This window comes from Candidatus Accumulibacter aalborgensis (assembly GCF_900089955.1).
GTDB classification, from domain to species: Bacteria; Pseudomonadota; Gammaproteobacteria; order Burkholderiales; family Rhodocyclaceae; genus Accumulibacter; species Accumulibacter aalborgensis.
The window spans coordinates 1-19,886 of record NZ_FLQX01000090.1 but is presented as its reverse complement, the minus strand read 5'-3'; the positions used below and the strand labels follow the sequence as shown (position 1 = coordinate 19,886).

Sequence of the window (19,886 nt, the reverse complement as noted above, 5' to 3'; positions counted from 1 at the left end):
TGGAGGCGGAATGAACAGCCATAGTCGTGTGCTTGGCGGCTCACGGCTTGAAGTTTCCTGATGGACTCCCTGAAATGTCAGACTTTTCCAGTCCCCCGGCAGAGCCGGCGGATTTCGCATTTTTGCTTGAAATGCCGACACCGAGCAGTGCCGTTCAACAGCGATCGGAAACATCAAATTCAACTTTGACCGAGGAGCACGACATGGCATTCGTGAATGAAACCTTGACCGAGCAAGATAAAGCATGGTTTGCGACCTTCAACTTCCGCTCGGTGTTCTCCACGCGGGATCCCATTCCAGCGCCAAGAAAATGGACCATCGACCGTGACCGGGACGCGGTGCTGATCAGCCTCGAAGGGCAAGGTGCTGAAGGTTATGACGTTCCTCCCACTTTCATGGTGCTGATCTGGTCTGGTCAGGTGATACGTATTCAAGCCTACAACAGAGGAGAAGGGAATTTCTGGGACGGAACTGAGGAGTGGTGGCGTCTCACTTATATTGGGATTCCCAAGACACTTGCACCGCAAGCCGCAACGGTCCTGCAACTTATCCAGGAAGCGTTGGATGCACAGGGCACGGCTCACCGCCGTGACATTGTAAAGGCAGTGCATATCCAGTTGCCCACCCCAAAGTTCATCTAAGCCGGAGAGCATCTCATGACCACTACGACTCAGGATGTGATCAACTTCGTCGATGCCTGGCGTGCAAGTAACGATGTTTTCAACAATCGAAAACTAACCACTGCCGAGACACAAAAGTTTGTCACTGACCTTCAGGCGAAGGTTGGAGAAATGAGTGTTAAGTCGCCGACGCCGGGTGCCAATGTGGTCGCGTATTCAGGGCAAATCGGGGGCGCAAACGGCTGGGAAGTTGCGGCCGGGATGTCCGCCGACAGCAATGGCAAGCTCGTGTACATCAGTGACGTCGATGCGGGAAAGGCAATCAGTTCTGATGCTTTCAGAGAGGCCGTTCTTACGGTCGTTGGCGATGTTAACGTCCGCAACGCGATTTTCAACGGTTCGATCACTGCCGAAGGCAAACGCACCCCTTATGGCGTTGGGGAAACCCTTTCCCTGAACGATTTTGTCTCCCGCGAATTCATGCTGGCCAACGCCAAAGGCAATGTGATGACCCTGACACCTGCGGGCAGGGGGGACAGCGTTTGGTCACTCACCGAACTTCCCGTGCTTCTCGATCACCCTGAGGTGACGCACATCAACGGCGTTGCGGTCGAAGACCTGCGCCGCCTCAAAGTCGACCTGGTCGCCAGCGGCGCGGTAAGCGATCACGAAGCGGCAGGCAAGGTGGTGCTGGACTACGTCAACACCATTTCCGCACAAGAAACCAGCAACCTCAAGATCCCGGTGGATGCCGAAGGCAAGGTTCTCCTCGACGCCAACCAGAGACTGGTAGACGTCGGAACGTCGGACTATTTCAGCAAGCTCGGAGAACCCGGTCTCGGCAAGCCGTTGCCGCCCGAACTCGCCGGCAGGTACGCCGCGACTCTTGAAGTGCCGACAACAATGGCGGGTGAAGCGGCCTTGCAAAATGCGAAACTCGCCAATGATCACATCGTCACCTACAACCAGGAACGACTGGATCTCGCGAGTGCCAGCGGCGATACGGCGCGGATAGGCTTGGCGTCAGAATCCCTCAACCGCGCCAATATGGCCGGCATGGTCATGGGTCTGATGTTGATCGGCTCGGAGGCCATGGCTTCCGAGCTTGCCGGCGATAGAGACGGGGCACAACAGATCGTCGCCGACGGGCTGGGCGATTTCGCCGAGAGCGCCGCCATTTTTGGTGGCATCGAACTCGCCGCGGCCGCGATCGGCGCCATCGCTGGCTTGCCTCTGGCGGCCTATGTGGGCGGCCTGCTAGCGGCCTATGGCGCCTACGAAGCCATCAAGATGGTGCCCGTGCTGGTCAACAGCATCGGCAATCTGTTCACCGCCGCCACCGTCGCCGCCCCACGCCGCGACCCCCTGGTTCTCGACCTCGACGGCGACGGCATCGAAACGGTCGGCGTCAACGCCACCACGCCATTGATGTTCGACATCGCCGGCACCGGTGTCAAGCAATCGGTCGGCTGGGTCAAGCGCGACGACGGCTTCCTCGTCCGCGACCGTAATGGCAACGGTCTCATCGACTCCGGCGCCGAACTCTTCGGCGACGCCACCGTCCTAGCCAGCGGGCAGAAAGCCGTCGATGGCTTTGCCGCCCTCGCTGAACTCGACAGCAACCACGACGGCAAAGTCGATGCTGCCGAAGTTGGCTTCGCCAGCCTGCGCGTCTGGCGCGATGTGAACCAGGATGGCGTCAGCCAGGCCGGTGAACTCTCCAATCTCGCCAGCCTCGACATCGCCGCGCTCAACGCCGACGACACCAGTCACAGCACCGTCCTTGCCAACGGCAACCGCATCGCTGATATCGGCACTTACGTCAAGACCAGCGGCGAACTGGGCGACTTCGGCGAAACCGCGCAAAGCGCCGACATCGACCTGGCCGTGGACACCTTCCGCAGCCAATTCAGCGACCACCTCGACACCAGCAGCGTCGCCAACCTGCCGGACCTGCAGGGCGCCGGGCAGGTCAGAAGCCTGCGCGAAGCCGCCACCCAGAACAGCACCCTCGCCGAGCTGCTCGCCCAATTCGCCGCCGCCGACGACCGGGCAACCCAGATGGGACTGATCGACAGCCTCCTCAAGGAATGGTCCAGCACCAGCCCGATGGCCGCCACCTTCACCGGCGCCTATGCCGGCCATGCCCTCACCGTCAACGTGCAAAGTGTCGTCACCGGCAGCGCCGCCTACCAGAGTTGGGCCGACAAGCTTACCGTCCTCGAACACTTCAACGGCCGCACCTTCAATCCAGTACCGAGTGGCGCGGCCACCGTGACCGTCAACCTGTGGACTGCCACCCAGGCGCTGCTGCAACAAAGCTACGACCAGCTCAAAGCATCGGTGTATCAGAGCCTGGCCTTGCAGACCCGGCTCAAGCCCTATCTTGACGCCATAACGCTCGATGCTTCCGAGACCGGGGTCAGTCTGGACTTTGCGGCGATGGACGGGGCGCTTGACGCGCGAATCAGCGCCGATGCCGCCACCGGCGTCGCGGATTGGATCGAGATGGTTCGCTTCGAAGGTGCACAGTTGAAGGACGCCGGGTGGCCGGGAATTGATCGCTTGAATGCGCGCCTGAATGATCCGGCCAATGCGGCGGCAGTGGATGCGGCGCGGTTGGCGCTGGGCAGTTCGTATTCTTCGTTCAGCACGCACGCGGATCTGTTCATCGGCAGCAGTGGTAACGATGTCGTTTCCAACCTTGGCGACAACGATACCTTGCTCGGCGGCCTTGGCAACGACGCGATCATAGTAAGCGGAAACAACAATCTGGTCGACGGCGGCGCCGGCAACGACACGCTGACATCCGGCTACAACGTGAACAGCACGATCGACGGCGGTGCCGGCGACGACCTGATCCAGGCCAACACTCAGAACTACGGTTCCAACGCCAATGCCAACACGATCAGCGGTGGCGCCGGCAACGACCGGATGCTGATGGGCGGCACGGCGGACACCTATCTCTTCGACCGGGGCGATGGCCAGGACACGATCAACGACCAGGGGAGCAACAACTGGGGTCAAACGGTCGGGGCGGACAAGATCGTCTTGGGTGCCGGCATCTCTGCCAGCGACCTGGTGACCCGACGGTTTGGCAACCATCTGGTCGTTCGGGTCAACGATCCGGCCAATCCGGCGGCGACCGACCAGATCACCGTCGAAAACTGGTTTGCCAGCGACACTTACCGGATCGAGCGTTTCGTCTTTGCCGACGGCACCAGCCTGAGCAAGGCGCAGATGAACGTTCGGGGCAACGTGCAGGTCGGGACCGATGCGGCCGACACGCTGAGCAACAGTTTCGGCGACGGCGTCCTTTACGGAGGCACCGGCAATGACACGCTGGACGGCGGTGCCGGCGACGACAGCCTGGTCGGCGGCACTGGCAACGATACCTACCTCTTTGGGCGGGGCAGCGGTGCCGACACCGTGACCGAAAACGACGCGACCGCCGGCAACACCGACCTCGTGCAGTTTGCCGCCGGCATCGCGATGGACCAACTCTGGTTCCGCCGCGTTGGCAACAATCTGGAGGTGAGCATCATCGGCACCAGCGACAAGCTGACGATCGCCAACTGGTACAGCGGTTCGGCCAATCACGTCGAACAATTCCAGACCGCCGACAATCATCTGCTGCTCGATATCCAGGTCGGGGTGCCGGTCCAGCCGATGGGCCTGGCGCCGGTGCTGACGGTGAACTGGCAGTGATGCCTGCTCGTCGTCAGGGCGGGAACGTGTTTGTCGTCACGACAACCGCATGGTCGCGGAACGGCCGACCAGTGCCCGCACCCACGGACCAGGCGATTCCTCTGGTTGACGATTATCGCGAGCACCGGGTCGGGGTGCGGGTAGACTCATGCTCTGTGAAGATGCACTCAACTTTGATTGGCTATGGAGGCGAAATGGACAGCAAGCTTTCAGTATGGCTACGCGGGCTGGTTGTTTTCAGTGCCCTGCTTGTTGCTGCGTGCGCTGGCTAGAGCGGCAGTAATCTCAAGCCGGGTGTCTCGACTCTTCCCGAGATGGTTGCCTCGATGGGCGAACCGGCGATGGTCTGGAAGAATCCCGATGGCAGTGAACAACTGGCCTACCCGCGCGGCCCGGCGGGCACGCAGACTTTCATGGCCTATGTGGGCCCTGACGGAACATTGCAGCGCATCGAAAAAGTGCTGGATGGCGCATTTTGAACATGTCAAGGCGGGAATGAGCAAGGACGAAGTGCTGTGCGTCATTAGTCCCTCGGGATCGCAATGGACACAGTCTTACCCGAGGAGCAATGCCCTCGCCTGCTCATGGTTGTTCTGCAACAGTTGGAGTTCTCAGGAATTTTTTGATGTGATGTTCGACGCGACCAGCGGCATCGTGCGTTCGACGGGGCTGCACCCGGTAGGCGGTACCCAACCCCCACCTTGCGGGCAATGACGGAAGCGTCAGATGCCGACGATTCTCAGTGATGCTGACCAGACAAATCCGTTGACCGCGGCGGGCAGAGTCAGGGATACTTCCGGCAGACCTGTTGAATTTGCTCGGCTTCGCTGCCGATCGGCTTGCGGCTGTAGTAGCACAGTAGTGCCATACCGGTCGTCCAGGAGCCACGATGAGCGGATCAGTGATCAACGTCGTTTGGAATGCCGCGCGTCGGCAAGTCGGTGTCGCTCTGCGCGAACACCCCGAAATACGTGATGGCGCCGCCAAAGTGGAAACGTGGATGCGCCAGCAAGAGCACACCGCGGCACGCTTTGTTCCGGGGATGATCCGGCCACGGCCTTATCTGGTGATGATCGCGATCACCGGCTACTGTAATCTGCGCTGCCAAGGCTGCCGGTATGGGCGGGACTTCATGCCTGGCACCCAGCTCAGTTGGGATCTGGTGAAGGGCGTACTCGACGATGTAAAGGCCGCAGGTATTTACAAGGTGCGGCTCTACGGGGGCGAACCGCTGCTGCATCCAGACCTGGCCAGGATGGTCGCCTATTGTCGCGAATTGGGTTTGGTGCCGGGGATCACGACCAATGCCGTGGCGCTTTCGTCGCAGATCGATGAACTCTACCGGGCAGGCTTGCGCGATATCTCGATCGGTTTTTACGGGCGAGGCAGCGAATACGACGAATACACCGAGCGCCCTGGCCGGTCCAGGAAGATGGAGGACAGCATTGCTGCGGTCCGAGGCAAATACGGCGACCAGGTGCACATGCAGATCAACTGGCTGCTGCGGCGCCAGACATGCGATTTGCGCTCGCTGCATGAAGCATTCGACTTTGCGCAAAAGTACGGCACCACGCTGCAAATCGACCTGGTTCACTATTCCCTGCCGTACTTCACCGAAGGGCCAGATCGCTTCCTGCAGTTTCGGCCCGAAGACCGGCCGGCGATCGACTTGGTGGTCGCCGAGTTGCTGCGCCTCAAGGCCAATAACCCCCAGATGATCCGGCATACACCCGAAGCGATCCGTGCCATGCCCGACTGGCTGCTGCTTGGCCCGGCGATGAAGGTGCCATGCACTGCGCGCGAGATGCTGTGGGTCGGCCCGGACGGTAGCGTCCAGCTCTGCTACGTGACCTTCAAGCTTGGCAACCTGCACGAACGGCGGCTGAGTGAGATGCTCTACACCGCAGAGCACAAGGATGCCGCTCGCCGTGCGTTTGCGCTGGACTGTCCCAACTGCCACTGCAGCGCGGGTGACCGGATCATGCGCGACGCAGCCAGTCGGCGCAAGTACGCCGAGTAGGCCGAGGAGGCCGAGGCCGAGTCCCGCCGTGCGAACGCGGCCACACCCTCCGCGGTGGCCCTCGGAGTCGGCGCAGCGGGCGGCGCCGATGCGCGTGCTGCATCTGGTCAACAGTCTCGACGTCGGCGGTGTCGAAGTCGGAGTGGTCAACGTGATGTGCGGGCTGGATGACCTAGGTTACGAGCAGGCCGTTTGTTGCCTCGAACGCGCCGGCGCACTCATCGACCGGGTCCCGGAGTCGATCTCAGTGTCGGTCTGCGGCAAGACTGACCGGCGTGAACGCCTGGCGCCAGTGCTGCGGGCTGCCCGCTCGATGCGCCGCTTTCAGCCTGCGGTCGTCCATGCTCGCAACTGTGGCGCCTGGGTCATCGGCGCGCTGGCCTGGCTGTTGGCAGGCTGCCCCGGGCACCTGGTCTTCAGTCTTCACGGTCTCGACTGGATCGGCCGCGTCGGCCCGGTTCGGGCGATGATCTATCGCCAGTTGGCACGGATTACCTTTCGCATGGTGGCTGTCGGTGCGGCAACGGGCGAGTGCTTCGCTCGGCAGGTGGGCATTTCGCCGGAGCGGTTCACCGTGCTGCACAGCGGGGTCGATACGCAACGCTTCCAGCCGGCGCTCGCGCGCCTCCGCTCCGTACGCTCCCCGTGTCGTGTGGTCGTCGGATGTGTCGCCCGCCTTGGACAGCAGAAGGGCCACGAGCAGTTACTCAAGGCGTTTGCCGGCGCAGCGGCGCAGTGCCCGACTGAACTTGAGCTTCGGCTGGTCGGCGACGGGCCTTGCCGTGCTGCGCTGCAGACGCTGGCTCGCCAACTCGGCGTTGAGACCGCCGTGCGCTTCATGGGTGAGTGCACCGACGTTCCTGAGCAACTCGCTCAGTTCGACATCTTTGTCCTGGCGAGCGAGCAAGAAGGTCGGCCGACATCGATCATGGAAGCGATGGCGGCAGGGCTGCCGGTGGTTGCAACTCGTGTCGGGGGAGTCGCCGACCTGGTTATCGATGGCCAGAGCGGGCTGCTCGTGGCTCCGGACGACGTCGCCGCGCTCACCCGCGCGATTGTTGCTCTGGCCGATGATGCCGGTGCACGGCAGACTTTCGGTGAGGCTGGTCGCAGGCTTGCCGCCGAGAGTTTTTCGCTGGTCAGCATGGTGCAAAACTATCAGCGCTTTTACCTCGACGTAAGCGCTGGCGCGAAGCCGGATCTGCGCACTTCGCCCTGTTCGCGATAGTACAACCCACCACCGATTCCAACCGGCCGGCTTGTCGGTCCCACATGAGTACACGACGCGCACTCTTCTTCTCGCTCCTCGACCGTTACGCCGGCTTGTTGCTGTTGATCGTGTCGTCTATGGTCATCGCCCGGCTGCTGACACCGACCGAAATCGGCGTCTTTTCGGTAGCGATGGTGCTGATCATGCTCATCTCGTCGCTGCGGGACCTTGGCGCGGGGCAGTATCTGGTCCAGGCGCCGGAACTTACACCCGAGTGCGTCCGCGCTACCTGGACAGTGCTTCTGGGCACTGGATTCCTCATGTCGGGAGTCCTCCTGCTGGCCGCCGGGCCGGTGGCGCGGTTCTACCGCGAGCCGCGCATGCTGGAGATCATGCAGGTCCTCGCGGCCAACTTTGCGATCACTCCTTTTGGGGCGATGACTTACGCCTGGTTGACCCGCGAGATGCGCTTTGATGCGCTCGCCGTCATACGCCTGGGTGGCAGCCTGGCCGGCGCCTGTACCGCGGTCTTCCTGGCCTGGAGGGGCCACGGCCCGATCAGTCTGGCCTTCGGCAACCTGGCATCAACGCTGGTCGGCGCCTTGATTGCGCTGCGCTTCCGACCGGTGCATCTGGCATGCTGGCCCGGCTGGACCGGTGTGCGCCAGGTGGTCGGCATCGGCAGCACGATCTCGGCCAGAACCCTCATCCTGAACCTCGCGGCAGGCGCGCCGGAACTGCTCCTCGGCATGCTGCAAAGCCTGGGCGCAGCCGGTCTGTATTCGCGCAGCTCGGGGCTTTCGATGACCTTCCAGCGACTGGTGCTCGATGCCGCGCAAGGCGTTGCGCAGCCCCTGTTCGGGCGCGCGCAGCGCCACGGCAGCAATCTGAACGAAGCGCTGCTGCGAACAACGTCTCTGGTGACTGCACTGGGCTGGTCGTTTTTTTTCGGCCTGGCCTTGATGGCTTACCCGCTGACGCGCCTCTTGTACGGCAATCAATGGGATGCTTCGGTAAGCGTCACGCAAATGCTCGCCGTTGGCATGGCCATCGGCCTGTCGCCATGCATGTGTCCATTGGCGCTGATGGCCGCTGGCCACCACGGCAGCGTGCTGCAAGCGACGCTTGCCGTGGTGGCGTTTCAGCTAGGATGCGTCGCGATTGGTGCCTGGGTCGGGCTCGAAGGCGCAGGTCTCGGCTTTGCGGTCGCCCAGATTTTCTCGCTGGCCATCTGGCTGAGCGCTGCGCAGCGTCATCTGGGGTTCCCGTGGCAAGCACTGCGCGAGGTGTTGCTGCGCAGTGCGGCACTGTCCGGCCTCACGACTCTGGCTCCACTGACCGTCGTGTCAGTCTTCGGCCTGGAGCCGCATGCTCGACTGGCCCCGCTGCTGTGCTCATTCATCGCCGGACTGGCTGTTTTTGGACTGGCAGCGCGATGGTTGCAACATCCGATTCAAGTCGAAATAGACCGCCTGGCACAACAGGCGAAGACCTGGTGGCAAGGCTTGCTGTCGACCCGAAAGCCGATAATTGTCGACGCTGCTTCGCCGCCAGCGGGTCGCTGGATGACCGGCGGCGACGCGAGCGTCAGCGACGACGTGTTACGCGAAATCCACGGAGTCGGCCTTGTGCAAGGAGAGAACCTGGTGGTCGAACGACCGTCTGGCCCTGTGTTCGTCAAATGCTATGTCCATCAGCGATTCACCGAGCAAATCTGGGCCAGGGGCAAGGTATTGCTCGGCAAGAGCAAGGGCCGGAGCGAGTTCCAGAACTCGCAGTTGCTACTGCACCATGGCGTGGCAGTCGCCACTCCACTGGCGTACGCGGACCGAGTGCGCTCCTTTCGCTGCACTGAGTCGCTGGTCATGAGCCGCTTCCTGTCCAGCGCCAGGCTGGCCAAGGATGCCCTTGGCGACGAAAACGATGGTCAGGCAAGGGTCGCCATTATCCGTTCCCTGAGCAAAGTCGTGGCCAGCTTGCACAGCGAAGGCTTGTTCCACGGCGACCTGCACCTCGGCAACGTATTGATCACCCAGGCCGGTGGGCAAACAAGCTGCCACCTGATCGATTGTGGCGGCAATGCCCGCGCACCGAGGCCAGGCTACGGAATTGAAGATGACCTTGCCGAGATACTGTTCAGCGGACAGCATGTGGCCGACTGGTCGGACTGGCGGGTGTTCATGAGGTGTTACGCACAGCACTGCCATCTGAAAACGGATAGACGGCGTCTGCGGACTTCTCTGGCCAGGTTGCAGAGCCTTTGGCCGCCGAGCGAGTGAACAGCGTGCCGCCAGCGATCCTCGCCGGTGACGCCTGGACGGCGCAGGGGACGAGCCAGGCGGCGAGAGCGAGCGGGGCAACCCCTTTGTCTGTGTCGTGACTCAGGCCGGGAGCGGGACCGGCATGACGGGAACCCGGCCGGTAGCGAAGTAGGCGGCGCAGCGCTCGATGTATTCGCTGGTACTCCTGGGCATTGGGGTGCGGGCACGGGCGATGTAGAAGACGAGGTCGCGACCGCTGTGCAGTAAATGGAGGCCATCCGAAACACTGTGCACGAGACTGCCGGTCCGTTCTCCTGGGGGCGTAGCTCCATGCCTCGGCGTGAAGTTGGCCAGCCTCTCGCAGGCGGTGACCAGTTGCGCCCAGACATCGAAAATGTCCGGGTCGGTGCGCAAGGTCTCCGCCTTGATTCTGGCGGCAGTGGCAAACTCGCGCACGGGTGCTTCGATGGCTTCAAAAGCTGGAATCCGCCCGAAGTGGTCGACCATCGCGTCAGCGATCCGGTCGATGTCGCGCATGCTCTGGCCGATCTTGATGTAGCGGCTCTCGTAGAACTCGGCGACGGACACCGAGAAGGCGCGAAAAGGTTCGCCCCAGAGTTCGTCGATGCCTTCCTCGCCGCTGCGGTGGAGAACCATATGACCGAGATCCATGGCATCGAGCAGGCACTGGCCGCACTCGCGCATCAACGGGTCGTCGCTGTGGATCTCGATACCGTCCGCCTGCAACTCGACCAGCTTGCGAAAAATATCGGTCGCCCGGTTGAACAGTGCACCGGCGAGCATCGCGCCCTTGACCCGACGCCGGCCGGGGTCGGTCTCGGTCTGATAACTCTGCCGAGCTTCACCAAGCCGGCAGCCCGGAATGTTGAGGCCGTGCTCGGTGTGGTTGAACAGGCGGCGAGTCAGCGCTTCGATCAGCGGCTTCTTGGCCTGCAGCGAATCGGCGGGAACCGGGTAAGTCTTGATCCAGTACCCGTCGTAGAGTACCCGCTCCTCATCGTTGATCATTCTCCGCGTTCCCTCGGGAGGGTCTGGTTCGCTACTCAAGGCTCGTTCGAGCCGGTGGACATTGTTCATCGCTGCACCTGTGGCAAAGTTTTTATGGAGAACGCAAGAATCGTGCGCACTTCAGCCAAAACGCTAACTTTCGGATTTAACGTTGGTCCGACTGTAGCAGCGGTCGGCCAGACAGTCTGTGCGCTCCATCACGGTGCGGACGACCACTTGCCGAAGCACTCCTCTGATGCGCAGCACGGTGCAGAATCAGAGGCAGTCGCCGCATCATAGTAGACGGCCAGCCAGATCGTCACCCGATCCGGGCTGGTCCAGTCCACACGGTGCCGCCGATGTGGTGCGATGTCGACATGGTCCCCCGCCTTGAGGTGGCGGACTTGAGCCTCGTCCTCGAAACGCAAGTTCGCGCATCCCTGTACCAGCAACACCCATTCACCCTCAGCTTGGTCATACCAGAAGCCCGGCGGGCTGGACTGCCCGGTGGACACGATACGTTCGATGCGCAGACCGGGTTGGCTGAGCAATTGCCGGACCGTTTCATCGGGCGCGGTGAGCGGCGGCAGTTTGGCGAAGAGATTATCCATCGGTGGAATTGCCCGAGTGGTCGGCCCACGAGGTGAGGTGAGATGAGGTGAGTTCAGCGACGACGGTGGCCGCGAGTGGCAGCCGGCCGCCATCATAAACGAAGACTGACTGACTGCGTTGGTGAACCGGCAGGTGCGCTGATACCTTCGGCCTTCGGCAGGAGGCAGATGCGGCCGGAAGCCGCGATCTGCACTGGCGCAGACGGCAGCGTAATAGGTATCCTTCGTCTTTTGCCGATCAGGATCTGCGCTCGGCCTTGATCCTGGCGGCCAAAAACCTGAGGAAATCCCGATGATCATCGACAAGAGCTCCCTGCTGATCTTCTTTCTGGTGCTGAGCGGCTGCGCCGCGCTGAGCACGCGCACGCTCGACGAGCAGTTCGGCAAGGCCGATCCGGAACGCTTCGATACCCCACGTTCGCCCTCTGCGGGATTGTCCTACCGCGCCGATGTGCAGCCGATCCTTGAGCGGCGCTGCGTGGTGTGCCATGCGTGCTACGACGCTCCTTGCCAACTGAAGTTCACCGCCTGGGAGGGGATTGCCCGCGGCACGAGCAAGGATCTGGTCTACGATGGTGGGCGCTTGCTGGAAGCGCCGCCATCGCGCTTATTCACCGACGCGCAGACGGCTTCGCAATGGCGCGCCAGGGGTTTCTCGGCGGTCCTCAACGAGCGCGATCAGACACCCGCGGCGAATCTCGCGGCTAGCGTGATGTATCGCGCGCTGAAGCTCAAGGAGAGCCATCCCCTGCCCGAAAGCGCGATCCTGCCGAAGACCTTCGACTTTTCGCTCGACCGGACGCAGGCGTGTCCGCGCATCGCGGAATTTGACGACTTCGAGCGGGCAAACCCCTTGTGGGGAATGCCCTTTGGTTTGCCCGGCCTGAGCCAGGTCGAGCTGGCAACGCTCAGCCGCTGGCTGGAACAGGGAGCCCCTTTCGAAGGGCTGCCGCCGCTACCGGCGCCGGTCGTCAGGCAGCTTGACGACTGGGAAAACTTCCTCAACGGCGACTCGCTGAAGCAACGCCTGGTCAGCCGCTACCTCTTCGAGCACCTGTTCCTGGCCCATCTGTATTTTGATAGCGACGCCAGGCATCACTATTTCCACATCGTCAGATCGCGCACGCCACCCGGTCAGCCGGTCGATCTCGTCGCCAGTCGAAGGCCCTACGACGACCCTGGCGTCGAACGTGTCTACTATCGGCTCGTGCGCGAGCAAGAAAGCATCGTCGACAAGACACATCTGCCCTACGCGCTTGGGCCACAGCGCATGGCCCGCTGGAGCGAACTCTTCCTGAAGCCGGATTACAGGGTCGACGAGTTGCCGTCGTATGCGCTGGAAGTGGCTTCCAACCCCTTTCTCACCTTCAGCGCGCTGCCGACCAATGCGCGCTACCGCTTCATGCTCGACGAAGCGGAGTTCACGATCATGGGCTTCATCAAGGGCCCGGTCTGTCGTGGGCAGATTGCGCTCGACGTGATCGAGGACCGCTTCTGGGTCTTCTTCCTGGCCGATGCAGATTTCCAACAGCATGGCGGCGAGTTTCTCTCACGCGAAGCGCGGCGCCTCGACCTGCCGGCGGGGCAGGGGAGCGACGCCCGCTTCATCGGTCCGTGGCGCGAGTATGCCAAGCTGGAAGCGCAGTACCTGCAGGCCAAGTCGGACTTCCTGACGCATTACGCGGACGCCGTTCGCCGCCCCGACCTGCCATGGATCTGGAATGGTGATGGCGCCAACCCGAACGCGGCCTTGACGGTTTTTCGTCACTTCGACAATGCAAGCGTCGTCAAGGGCCTCGTCGGCGGCCCACCGAAAACCGCCTGGGTACTCGGTTACGGGTTGCTCGAGCGGATTCATTACCTGCTGGTCGCCGGCTTCGACGTCTACGGCAACGTCAATCACCAGTTGCTGTCGCGCTTGTACATGGACTTCATGCGCATGGAAGGCGAGTTCAACTTCATCGCCTTTCTGCCCCTCGACCAACGCACGGCGGTGCGCAACCACTGGTATCGAGGTGCCCCGCAGGCGGTCAAGAATCACGTGTACGGAACCCTGGCCCACTTCGACGTCGAGACGGGAATCAGCTTCCAGACCGACGACGCGCAGCAGGAGTTCTACGCCATGCTCGGCACGCGCCTGGCGCCGGTTCTGAACCAGCGCCACGACTTGTCGGGAGTGAGCGACGTCGCCTTGCGCAACGATCTCGCCGCGCTCGCCGGCGTTCGTGGCGCGTCCTTGTCCTGGCTGCCGGAGTTGGTCGTCCTGCGGGTCGATGACCCCCCGCGCGAAGCGCGCTTTTTCACCTTGCTGCGCAACACCGGCCACAGCAATGTCACCAGCCTGCTGCGCGAAGGAAGAGAACTCTTGCCCGCGGAGAACACGCTGACCGTCGCGCAGGGCTTCATTGGCGCCTACCCGAACGCCATCTACCGGGTCGGGCGTTCGGAAATCCGTGACCTGGCCCGAGCCATCGCCGCACTGTCATCGGAAAACGATTACCGCACGCTGGCCGATCGCTATGCCGTTCGCCGTAGCGACCCTGGCTTCTGGCCCACCAGTGACGAGCTGCAGGCAGCACACCTGCTCGCGGCGCCGATCAGTGCCGGGATTCTCGACTACAACCGCCTCGAAAATCGTTGACCGACGCCACCCGTTGCGGGCTGGGCCGCGGCTGAACGAGGCGGCATGTTCCGGCAGACGTTCAACCTCGCTTGCCGACCAGCGTCCTTTCGACCAAGACCGGCAATTGACTCAACCCGGACCCTGAGAAGACCAAAAATCTGTCGAAAAATTTTACATCGCACTTCAAGTCCAGCTCTGTTTTCCAGGATAGTATCCAATATTTCAACGCTTTAGTTTATATGGCCCAACAATTGCTTATCGATAGCGCGTGAGCACGGTGCTGATCGACCTGATGCGCTGAACGTCTCCAAATCATTCAATCTGTGAGGGAATATTGATGAACACTCTTCTGAGAAAGCTCGCCACGACGGTGGCTATTGCCAGTTCGTGCGCCGCCGGCACGACGATGGCGGCCGGGATCGATATGTGGGCCATGTCGAATAGCGGCGACGGCAACCTGTGGAGCATAGATGTCGCTGGCAACACCACGACGCTCATCGGGGCTATCAAGGATCCGGTGCTCGGCGATGTAGGCTCAGGCTGGTCCACCGTTGCCGAGACACCGGACAAGACGCTGTACTTCATGCGCCGCTTCCAGAATGACGTGCATATGTTCAAGCTCGACTCGACCAACATCCAGGTCAGCGCGGGTGTGATCACCAACGTCGTGAGCCTGGGTTCGACCGGGTTGGGGGGCAACCTCGACGGCCTGACCGCCGGACCAGACGGCAATCTGTACTTCACTGCCTATGATAACGACCATACGGCGTTTGTCCGCAACGGGCTGTTCCGCTTCAAGCCGGACACCGCGGTGACCGAATTCGTTGGCACCTTCGCCAATGACGGCGGCCCTGGAGGCCGAAACTCTTTTTACACCGATCTGGCCTTCGATCCGATCACGGGCGATCTGGTCGGGACGGGTACCGACAGCAATGGTGCTTTCATTCCCTATCGGCTCAGCGGCGCTTCCGTGCTTACCGGCATCAACCATTCGTATACCTACGTCGATGCGTTCGCCTCATGGAATGGGGCTCTGTACGATGGGCTGGCCTATGACCGCCTGACCGGTGACCTGTACGCATCGGGTGATAGCGGCGGTGTGTACCAGATCGATCGCGCGACTGGCGTGATCATCAAGAATGTCGGCAACAATGCCGGGACCGGCGTCGGCACCGACCTCGCGGTTCAGGCCGACACGATTCCGAATGTACCGGAGCCCGCCACGCTGGCGCTGCTCGGATTGGGGCTGGCCGGGATTGGTTTCGGTCGTCGCCGGCAACGCACGTAAGTTCGAGCCGCAAGGTCGCGACGCAAAGGCGGTCCGCGCGGGGCCGCCTCTTTCGTGCAGCAAACGCAGAACAGGCGCGATCAGTTAAGGCCATCACCCAGGCGATGCGCCTCCGTTCGTCGGCACATCCTACAGACGTTGGGCAGCCAGCAGGGTCGTCGTTGGGGTGACGCAGGAACCCCAACGAGAGCACCGCCGCATCAGCATTGGCGTTCGCTCCTCACCCCAACCGAGAAAAGAGAGCTCTCCAGACAACGCCATGCCGCCCGAAAGCGGCATGGCAGGTCGACCCGGGCACAGCGCGTCAGAGGGACCTCGAAGCTGGCCCGAAAGACCTCGCCGCCCGGCTCAGAACTCGAAATCTTCCTCGTAGAACTCCATCACGCCACGCGAATCGGCGACGCGTTCCTGTTCGCTTTTGCGCAGTTCGACGCGCCGGATCTTGCCCGAGATGGTCTTCGGCAGTTCGCCGAACTCGATCCGCCGCACGCGCTTGTAAGGCGACAGACGGCTACGCAGGAAGACGAAGATGTCACGCGCCAGTTCGCGGCTGGGCTCATGCCCGGCGCGCAGGGTCAGGAAGGCTTTGGGCACCGCCAGACGCAAGGCATCGGGACTGGGAACGACGGCCGCTTCGGCCACCGCGTCGTGCTCGATGAGCACGCTTTCCAGTTCGAACGGGCTGATGCGATAGTCCGAAGCCTTGAAAACGTCGTCGGCGCGGCCGACGTAGGTGATGTAGCCGTCGGCGTCGATGGCCGCGGTGTCGCCGGTGTGATAGAAGCCGTCACGCATCACCTCGGCAGTTTTCTCGGCGTCGTCGGCGTACGAGATCATCAGCCCGATCGGCCGCGGCGACAGTTCGAGGCAGATTTCGCCTTCCTCGGCGACGTGACCCTCGGTGTCGACCAGGCGCACCTGATAGCCCGGCATTGGCCGTCCCATCGAGCCGAGCTTGACCGGCTGCCCCGGCGAGTTGCCGACCTGCGCCGTCGTCTCGGTCTGGCCGAAACCGTCGCGCAGCGTGATCCCCCACGCGTCCTTGACCTGATCGATCACTTCCGGATTGAGCGGTTCGCCGGCGCCGATCAGCTCGCGCACCTTGACTGGATACTTGCTCAGGTCTTCCTGGATCAGCATCCGCCACACGGTCGGTGGCGCGCACAGCGTGGTCACCGAGCATCTGACCAGCGTATCGAGGATCGCCGACGCGGCGAAACGCGAGTAGTTGAAAATGAAGATCGTCGCGCCGGCATTCCAGGGAGCGAAGAAACAGCTCCAGGCATGTTTCGCCCAGCCGGGTGAGCTGATGTTCCAATGCACGTCACCCGGCTGCAGCCCCAGCCAGTACATCGTCGACAGGTGCCCGACCGGATAGCTCTGCTGGCTGTGCAGCACCAGCTTGGGTTTCGACGTCGTTCCCGAAGTGAAATACAGCAGTTGCGGGTCGGTCGCCAGCGTCACGCCGTCAGCCGTAAACTCGGTCGACTCCTGGTACGCCTGTTCGAGCTGTTGCCAGCCGGCAACCGCACCGCCGACAGTGGTGCGCGTGTAGTCGCCCGGCAGGCTGGCGAACTTGTCGGTATGCGTGTGACCGATGATCACGTGCCGCACCTGGCCGCGGTCGAGGCGGTCGCGCAAGTCGTCGGGAGCGAGCAGCGTTGTCGCCGGCGTCAACACCGCGCCGAGCTTGATCGCCGCCAGCATCGTGTCCCACAGGGGAACCTCGTTGCCAAGCATCATCAGGATGCGATCACCACGCCTGACGCCTTGTCCGCGCAGCCAGTTGGCCACCTGATTCGAGCGTTTCGACATCTCGGAATACGACATCTTCTGTTCCGATCCGTCCTCATTGACCACCCACAGTGCCGGGCGATCATTACCCGCCGCTGCGGCATCGAAAAAATCCAGCGCCCAGTTGAACTCGGTCAACTGCGGTGGCTGGTAATCGCGATATGCGGTCTCGTAATCGGTGCGGTGAGCCAGAAGGAAATCACGTGCATGTACAAAGGCCGACTTGGACATTTTTGCTCCTCTCTTTGATGAAATCACCGGGCAGCCGATCGGCGCAGACTCGCGCGACAAGGCGGGTTGAGTACCCACCGGCGACCCTCCCCATGGAACCGCAGCTTTTGGCCAAGAGCGGCCACGCCGGCCAGAGCAGAACAGCCGGGTTCCAAGCCCCGGCACCTCGGCACGACCGATCGATACCTGCTCCGTATCTACGGTATCTACGTATTGCAGACCGTGATTGTAAGGGACTTAGCGTGTGGGCAACCATCGCCCGGATGGCGATTTCTCTTCACCGAGGCGAAGGCAGTCTTACGCCATGAGACTGAGTCGGTGCAAACTCACGCCAAACGCCTGTTGGGAACCGTTGTGGACCAAGCCGCCCCCCTCGCTGCCTCGTTCGCGCTGACCGCCAGTCGCTTTCCGCCGGTCGCCGATCTCCTCCGCTGATCCGTCCCAGGTCGAATCTACGCATGAGACAATGCCATCGCTGCGGTTATGATAACGGACAACAAAAAGAGGATGAGATGACCCAGTCCGAGCGCTTCGGCATCATCGAACGACTGCTGCTCGCGCACAGCAACATGGCCTTTGCCGGCCTGCAGGATCGACTTGGCGTTTCCCGCGCCACGCTGTTTCGCGATCTGCGCGATCTGCGGGACCGGATGCACGTTCCCATCGTCCGTGACGCAGCAACCGGCGGCTACCGCATCGACCGCTGCGTCGAACGCTACGAACTGCCCGGCGTGTGGTTCTCCGCCGGTGAAATCCACGCCCTGCTCAGCATGCAGCAACTGCTCGCCGCCTTCGACACCGGCGGCATCCTCGCCGAACACATCAACCCGCTGCGCGACCGCTTGGCGAGCATGCTCGCAAGCGGCCACGATTCCGCCGCAGACATCGTCCGCCGCATCCACATTGTCAGCGCGGCCGCCCGGCACTGCGCGCCGCAACACTTCCCGACCATCGCCGCCGCGCTGATGGAGCGTCAGCGGCTGCGCATCGCCTACTGCGCGCGCAGCGACGGCGTGACCAGCGAGCGCGAAGTCTCGCCGCAGCGACTGACGCACTACCGCGACAACTGGTACCTCGACGCCTGGTGCCACCTGCGCGAAGAACTACGCAGTTTCGCCGTCGATGCCATCCGGACGGTCAGGGCCGCCGACACCGCGGCCAGCGATATTCCGGATGCCGAACTCGACGCCGCGCTAGGCGCCGGCTACGGCATCTTCGCCGGCCGTGAAGTCCGCTGGGCGACGCTTCTTTTCACCGCCGAACGGGCTCGCTGGGTCGCCGCCGAAAACTGGCACCCGGCGCAGGAAGGCAAGTTCCTGGACGACGGCAGCTACCAACTGCGCGTGCCTTACAGCGCTGATCCGGAGTTGATCATGGATGTTCTGAAATACGGGCCGGATTGCGAAGTGGTCGAGCCAGAGGGGTTGCGGGAGAAGGTGAGGGGGCTGTTGGTGGGGGCGGTGGGGAGGTATGACCTCAGACGCCCGACTGAGACTCAGCCCAAGTACGATCCACATCACAAATTATGACCAACACGATGAACATTTCCGACCAGCCGATTGCCCATTGGCGTGCATCCGATAGCACACCGCAGTACCTTCACAATCATTTGCAGAATGTTGCTTCCATTTCCAAGGTCTTCAGCAGGAAGATCAGGCTGGAAATCGCCGGCGAACTCATTGGGTTGCTCCATGATCTGGGAAAATACAGCAAAGAGTTCCGGGACTACATCAATTCCGCCTTGGGGCTGCTCAACCCAGACGCAGATGATTACGTCGACTCGCGGTCTCTCAAAGGCAAGGTCGATCACTCCTCTGCGGGGGCGCAGTATATCTGGCAATTCGCTGCCGCAAAGGGGCCACTTGAGCAGCAGATTGGTCAAGTTCTTGCCCTTTGTATTGCATCACACCATTCGGGCCTGATCGACTGCCTGGACCCTGATGGTGAGGATACCTTCGGCAAGCGCATGCAAAAGGCGCAGGAAAAGACACATCTCGATGAAGTTACGCAGGTTGCGGATGAGTGCGTCCTCACCAGAGCTAATGAGCTGATGAATTCTCCGGGGCTGACGAAGAATGTGCGTGAGTTGATTCAGCGGATCGCTCAGCATGAGCCTCAGAGAGCGCCCCTGCAGCAGCAAATCGGCCTGGCTGTTCGTTTTCTTTTTAGCTGCCTGATTGACGCGGACCGTATCGATACCGCCGATTTTGAGGAGAAACGCAGCCGGGAATATCGTCCCAATAGCGCCTATGTGGGATGGGAAGTCCTGAGCCAACGTCTGGAGCGGCACCTTTCGTCCATGGAGCCTCGCCGTTCGATAGATGTTCTTCGTCGGAATATCTCGCAGGAATGTCTGGACGCAGCTTCCCGCGAGAGTGGCATTTACACGCTGACCGTGCCGACCGGTGGCGGAAAAACGCTCGCCAGCCTTCGCTTTGCCATCGAACACGCTGTTACGTCGCGCGGTGATTCAGCCTGTTTGGCGCAAGCTGTTCGAGGCTGAGACAGAGGG

Annotated in this window: 13 protein-coding genes; 10 read left to right on the top strand and 3 right to left on the bottom strand. The window is 62.0% G+C overall.

Going from position 1 to position 19,886, the window contains the following annotated elements; all coding sequences use genetic code 11:
- Positions 1–74 precede the first annotated feature (74 nt).
- The 6 genes from ACCAA_RS05040 (at position 75) to ACCAA_RS05015 (ending at position 9,837) form a co-directional block, all read left to right on the top strand.
- Entirely contained in the window at positions 75–641 is a 567-nt protein-coding gene (locus ACCAA_RS05040) for a hypothetical protein (protein ID WP_186406142.1), read from the top strand.
- Between the two features lie 15 nt (positions 642–656).
- Complete coding sequence (locus ACCAA_RS05035; RefSeq protein WP_186406141.1) at positions 657–4,328, top strand: calcium-binding protein; 3,672 nt, start codon at positions 657–659, stop codon at positions 4,326–4,328.
- Positions 4,329–4,654: 326 nt separating this feature from the next.
- Entirely contained in the window at positions 4,655–4,807 is a 153-nt protein-coding gene (locus tag ACCAA_RS05030) for a hypothetical protein (RefSeq protein WP_186406140.1), read from the top strand.
- 410 nt (positions 4,808–5,217) lie between these two features.
- Positions 5,218–6,348 carry a radical SAM protein gene (locus ACCAA_RS05025; protein WP_186406139.1) on the top strand — a complete coding sequence of 377 codons (1,131 nt, stop codon included), beginning with the start codon at positions 5,218–5,220 and terminating at the stop codon, positions 6,346–6,348.
- Between the two features lie 88 nt (positions 6,349–6,436).
- The gene (locus ACCAA_RS05020; RefSeq protein ID WP_186406138.1) at positions 6,437–7,576 is read left to right on the top strand and encodes a glycosyltransferase; all 1,140 of its coding nucleotides are present in this window, start codon (positions 6,437–6,439) and stop codon (positions 7,574–7,576) included.
- A 44-nt stretch (positions 7,577–7,620) separates the two neighbouring features.
- Positions 7,621–9,837 carry an oligosaccharide flippase family protein gene (locus tag ACCAA_RS05015; RefSeq protein ID WP_186406137.1) on the top strand — a complete coding sequence of 739 codons (2,217 nt, stop codon included), beginning with the start codon at positions 7,621–7,623 and terminating at the stop codon, positions 9,835–9,837.
- A gap of 102 nt (positions 9,838–9,939) precedes the next feature.
- On the opposite strand, the gene ACCAA_RS05010 is transcribed toward ACCAA_RS05015, so the two are convergent.
- Both ACCAA_RS05010 and ACCAA_RS05005 read right to left on the bottom strand, forming a co-directional pair.
- Complete coding sequence (locus tag ACCAA_RS05010; RefSeq protein ID WP_186406136.1) at positions 9,940–10,917, bottom strand: hypothetical protein; 978 nt, start codon at positions 10,915–10,917, stop codon at positions 9,940–9,942.
- A gap of 128 nt (positions 10,918–11,045) precedes the next feature.
- On the bottom strand, positions 11,046–11,438 hold the full coding sequence (locus ACCAA_RS05005; protein WP_186406135.1) for a cupin domain-containing protein: 393 nt from the start codon (positions 11,436–11,438) through the stop codon (positions 11,046–11,048).
- Positions 11,439–11,730: 292 nt separating this feature from the next.
- On the opposite strand from ACCAA_RS05005, the gene ACCAA_RS05000 reads away from it, so the two are divergent.
- Positions 11,731–14,079, top strand: coding sequence for a fatty acid cis/trans isomerase (locus ACCAA_RS05000; RefSeq protein WP_186406134.1), 2,349 nt, complete (start codon positions 11,731–11,733; stop codon positions 14,077–14,079).
- A 319-nt stretch (positions 14,080–14,398) separates the two neighbouring features.
- A complete protein-coding gene (locus ACCAA_RS21950) occupies positions 14,399–15,349 on the top strand; it encodes a PEP-CTERM sorting domain-containing protein (protein ID WP_245754446.1) in 951 nt (316 codons plus the stop codon).
- A 348-nt stretch (positions 15,350–15,697) separates the two neighbouring features.
- Here the strand turns inward: ACCAA_RS21950 and ACCAA_RS04990 are convergent, their stop codons facing one another.
- Positions 15,698–17,374 (bottom strand): AMP-binding protein, encoded by a 1,677-nt coding sequence (locus ACCAA_RS04990; protein WP_186406133.1) that lies wholly within the window; start codon positions 17,372–17,374, stop codon positions 15,698–15,700.
- A 512-nt stretch (positions 17,375–17,886) separates the two neighbouring features.
- Between ACCAA_RS04990 and ACCAA_RS04985 the strand changes: the two genes are divergently transcribed.
- Positions 17,887–18,903: a helix-turn-helix transcriptional regulator gene (locus ACCAA_RS04985; protein ID WP_186406132.1), complete on the top strand. Its 1,017-nt coding sequence runs from the start codon at positions 17,887–17,889 to the stop codon at positions 18,901–18,903.
- Positions 18,904–18,911: 8 nt separating this feature from the next.
- The gene (locus ACCAA_RS04980) at positions 18,912–19,877 is read left to right on the top strand and encodes a CRISPR-associated endonuclease Cas3'' (RefSeq protein ID WP_186406131.1); all 966 of its coding nucleotides are present in this window, start codon (positions 18,912–18,914) and stop codon (positions 19,875–19,877) included.
- The last annotated feature ends 9 nt before the right edge of the window (positions 19,878–19,886 follow it).

Coding starts and splice junctions, on each gene's coding strand:
- ACCAA_RS05020 (WP_186406138.1), top strand. CDS start 6,437: ATGCGCGTGCTGCATCTGGTCAACAGTCTCGACGTCGGCGGTGTCGAA.
- ACCAA_RS04980 (WP_186406131.1), top strand. CDS start 18,912: ATGAACATTTCCGACCAGCCGATTGCCCATTGGCGTGCATCCGATAGC.
- ACCAA_RS05015 (WP_186406137.1), top strand. CDS start 7,621: ATGAGTACACGACGCGCACTCTTCTTCTCGCTCCTCGACCGTTACGCC.
- ACCAA_RS05010 (WP_186406136.1), bottom strand. CDS start 10,917: ATGAACAATGTCCACCGGCTCGAACGAGCCTTGAGTAGCGAACCAGAC.
- ACCAA_RS21950 (WP_245754446.1), top strand. CDS start 14,399: ATGAACACTCTTCTGAGAAAGCTCGCCACGACGGTGGCTATTGCCAGT.
- ACCAA_RS05025 (WP_186406139.1), top strand. CDS start 5,218: ATGAGCGGATCAGTGATCAACGTCGTTTGGAATGCCGCGCGTCGGCAA.
- ACCAA_RS04990 (WP_186406133.1), bottom strand. CDS start 17,374: ATGTCCAAGTCGGCCTTTGTACATGCACGTGATTTCCTTCTGGCTCAC.
- ACCAA_RS04985 (WP_186406132.1), top strand. CDS start 17,887: ATGACCCAGTCCGAGCGCTTCGGCATCATCGAACGACTGCTGCTCGCG.
- ACCAA_RS05000 (WP_186406134.1), top strand. CDS start 11,731: ATGATCATCGACAAGAGCTCCCTGCTGATCTTCTTTCTGGTGCTGAGC.
- ACCAA_RS05005 (WP_186406135.1), bottom strand. CDS start 11,438: ATGGATAATCTCTTCGCCAAACTGCCGCCGCTCACCGCGCCCGATGAA.
- ACCAA_RS05030 (WP_186406140.1), top strand. CDS start 4,655: ATGGGCGAACCGGCGATGGTCTGGAAGAATCCCGATGGCAGTGAACAA.
- ACCAA_RS05035 (WP_186406141.1), top strand. CDS start 657: ATGACCACTACGACTCAGGATGTGATCAACTTCGTCGATGCCTGGCGT.
- ACCAA_RS05040 (WP_186406142.1), top strand. CDS start 75: ATGTCAGACTTTTCCAGTCCCCCGGCAGAGCCGGCGGATTTCGCATTT.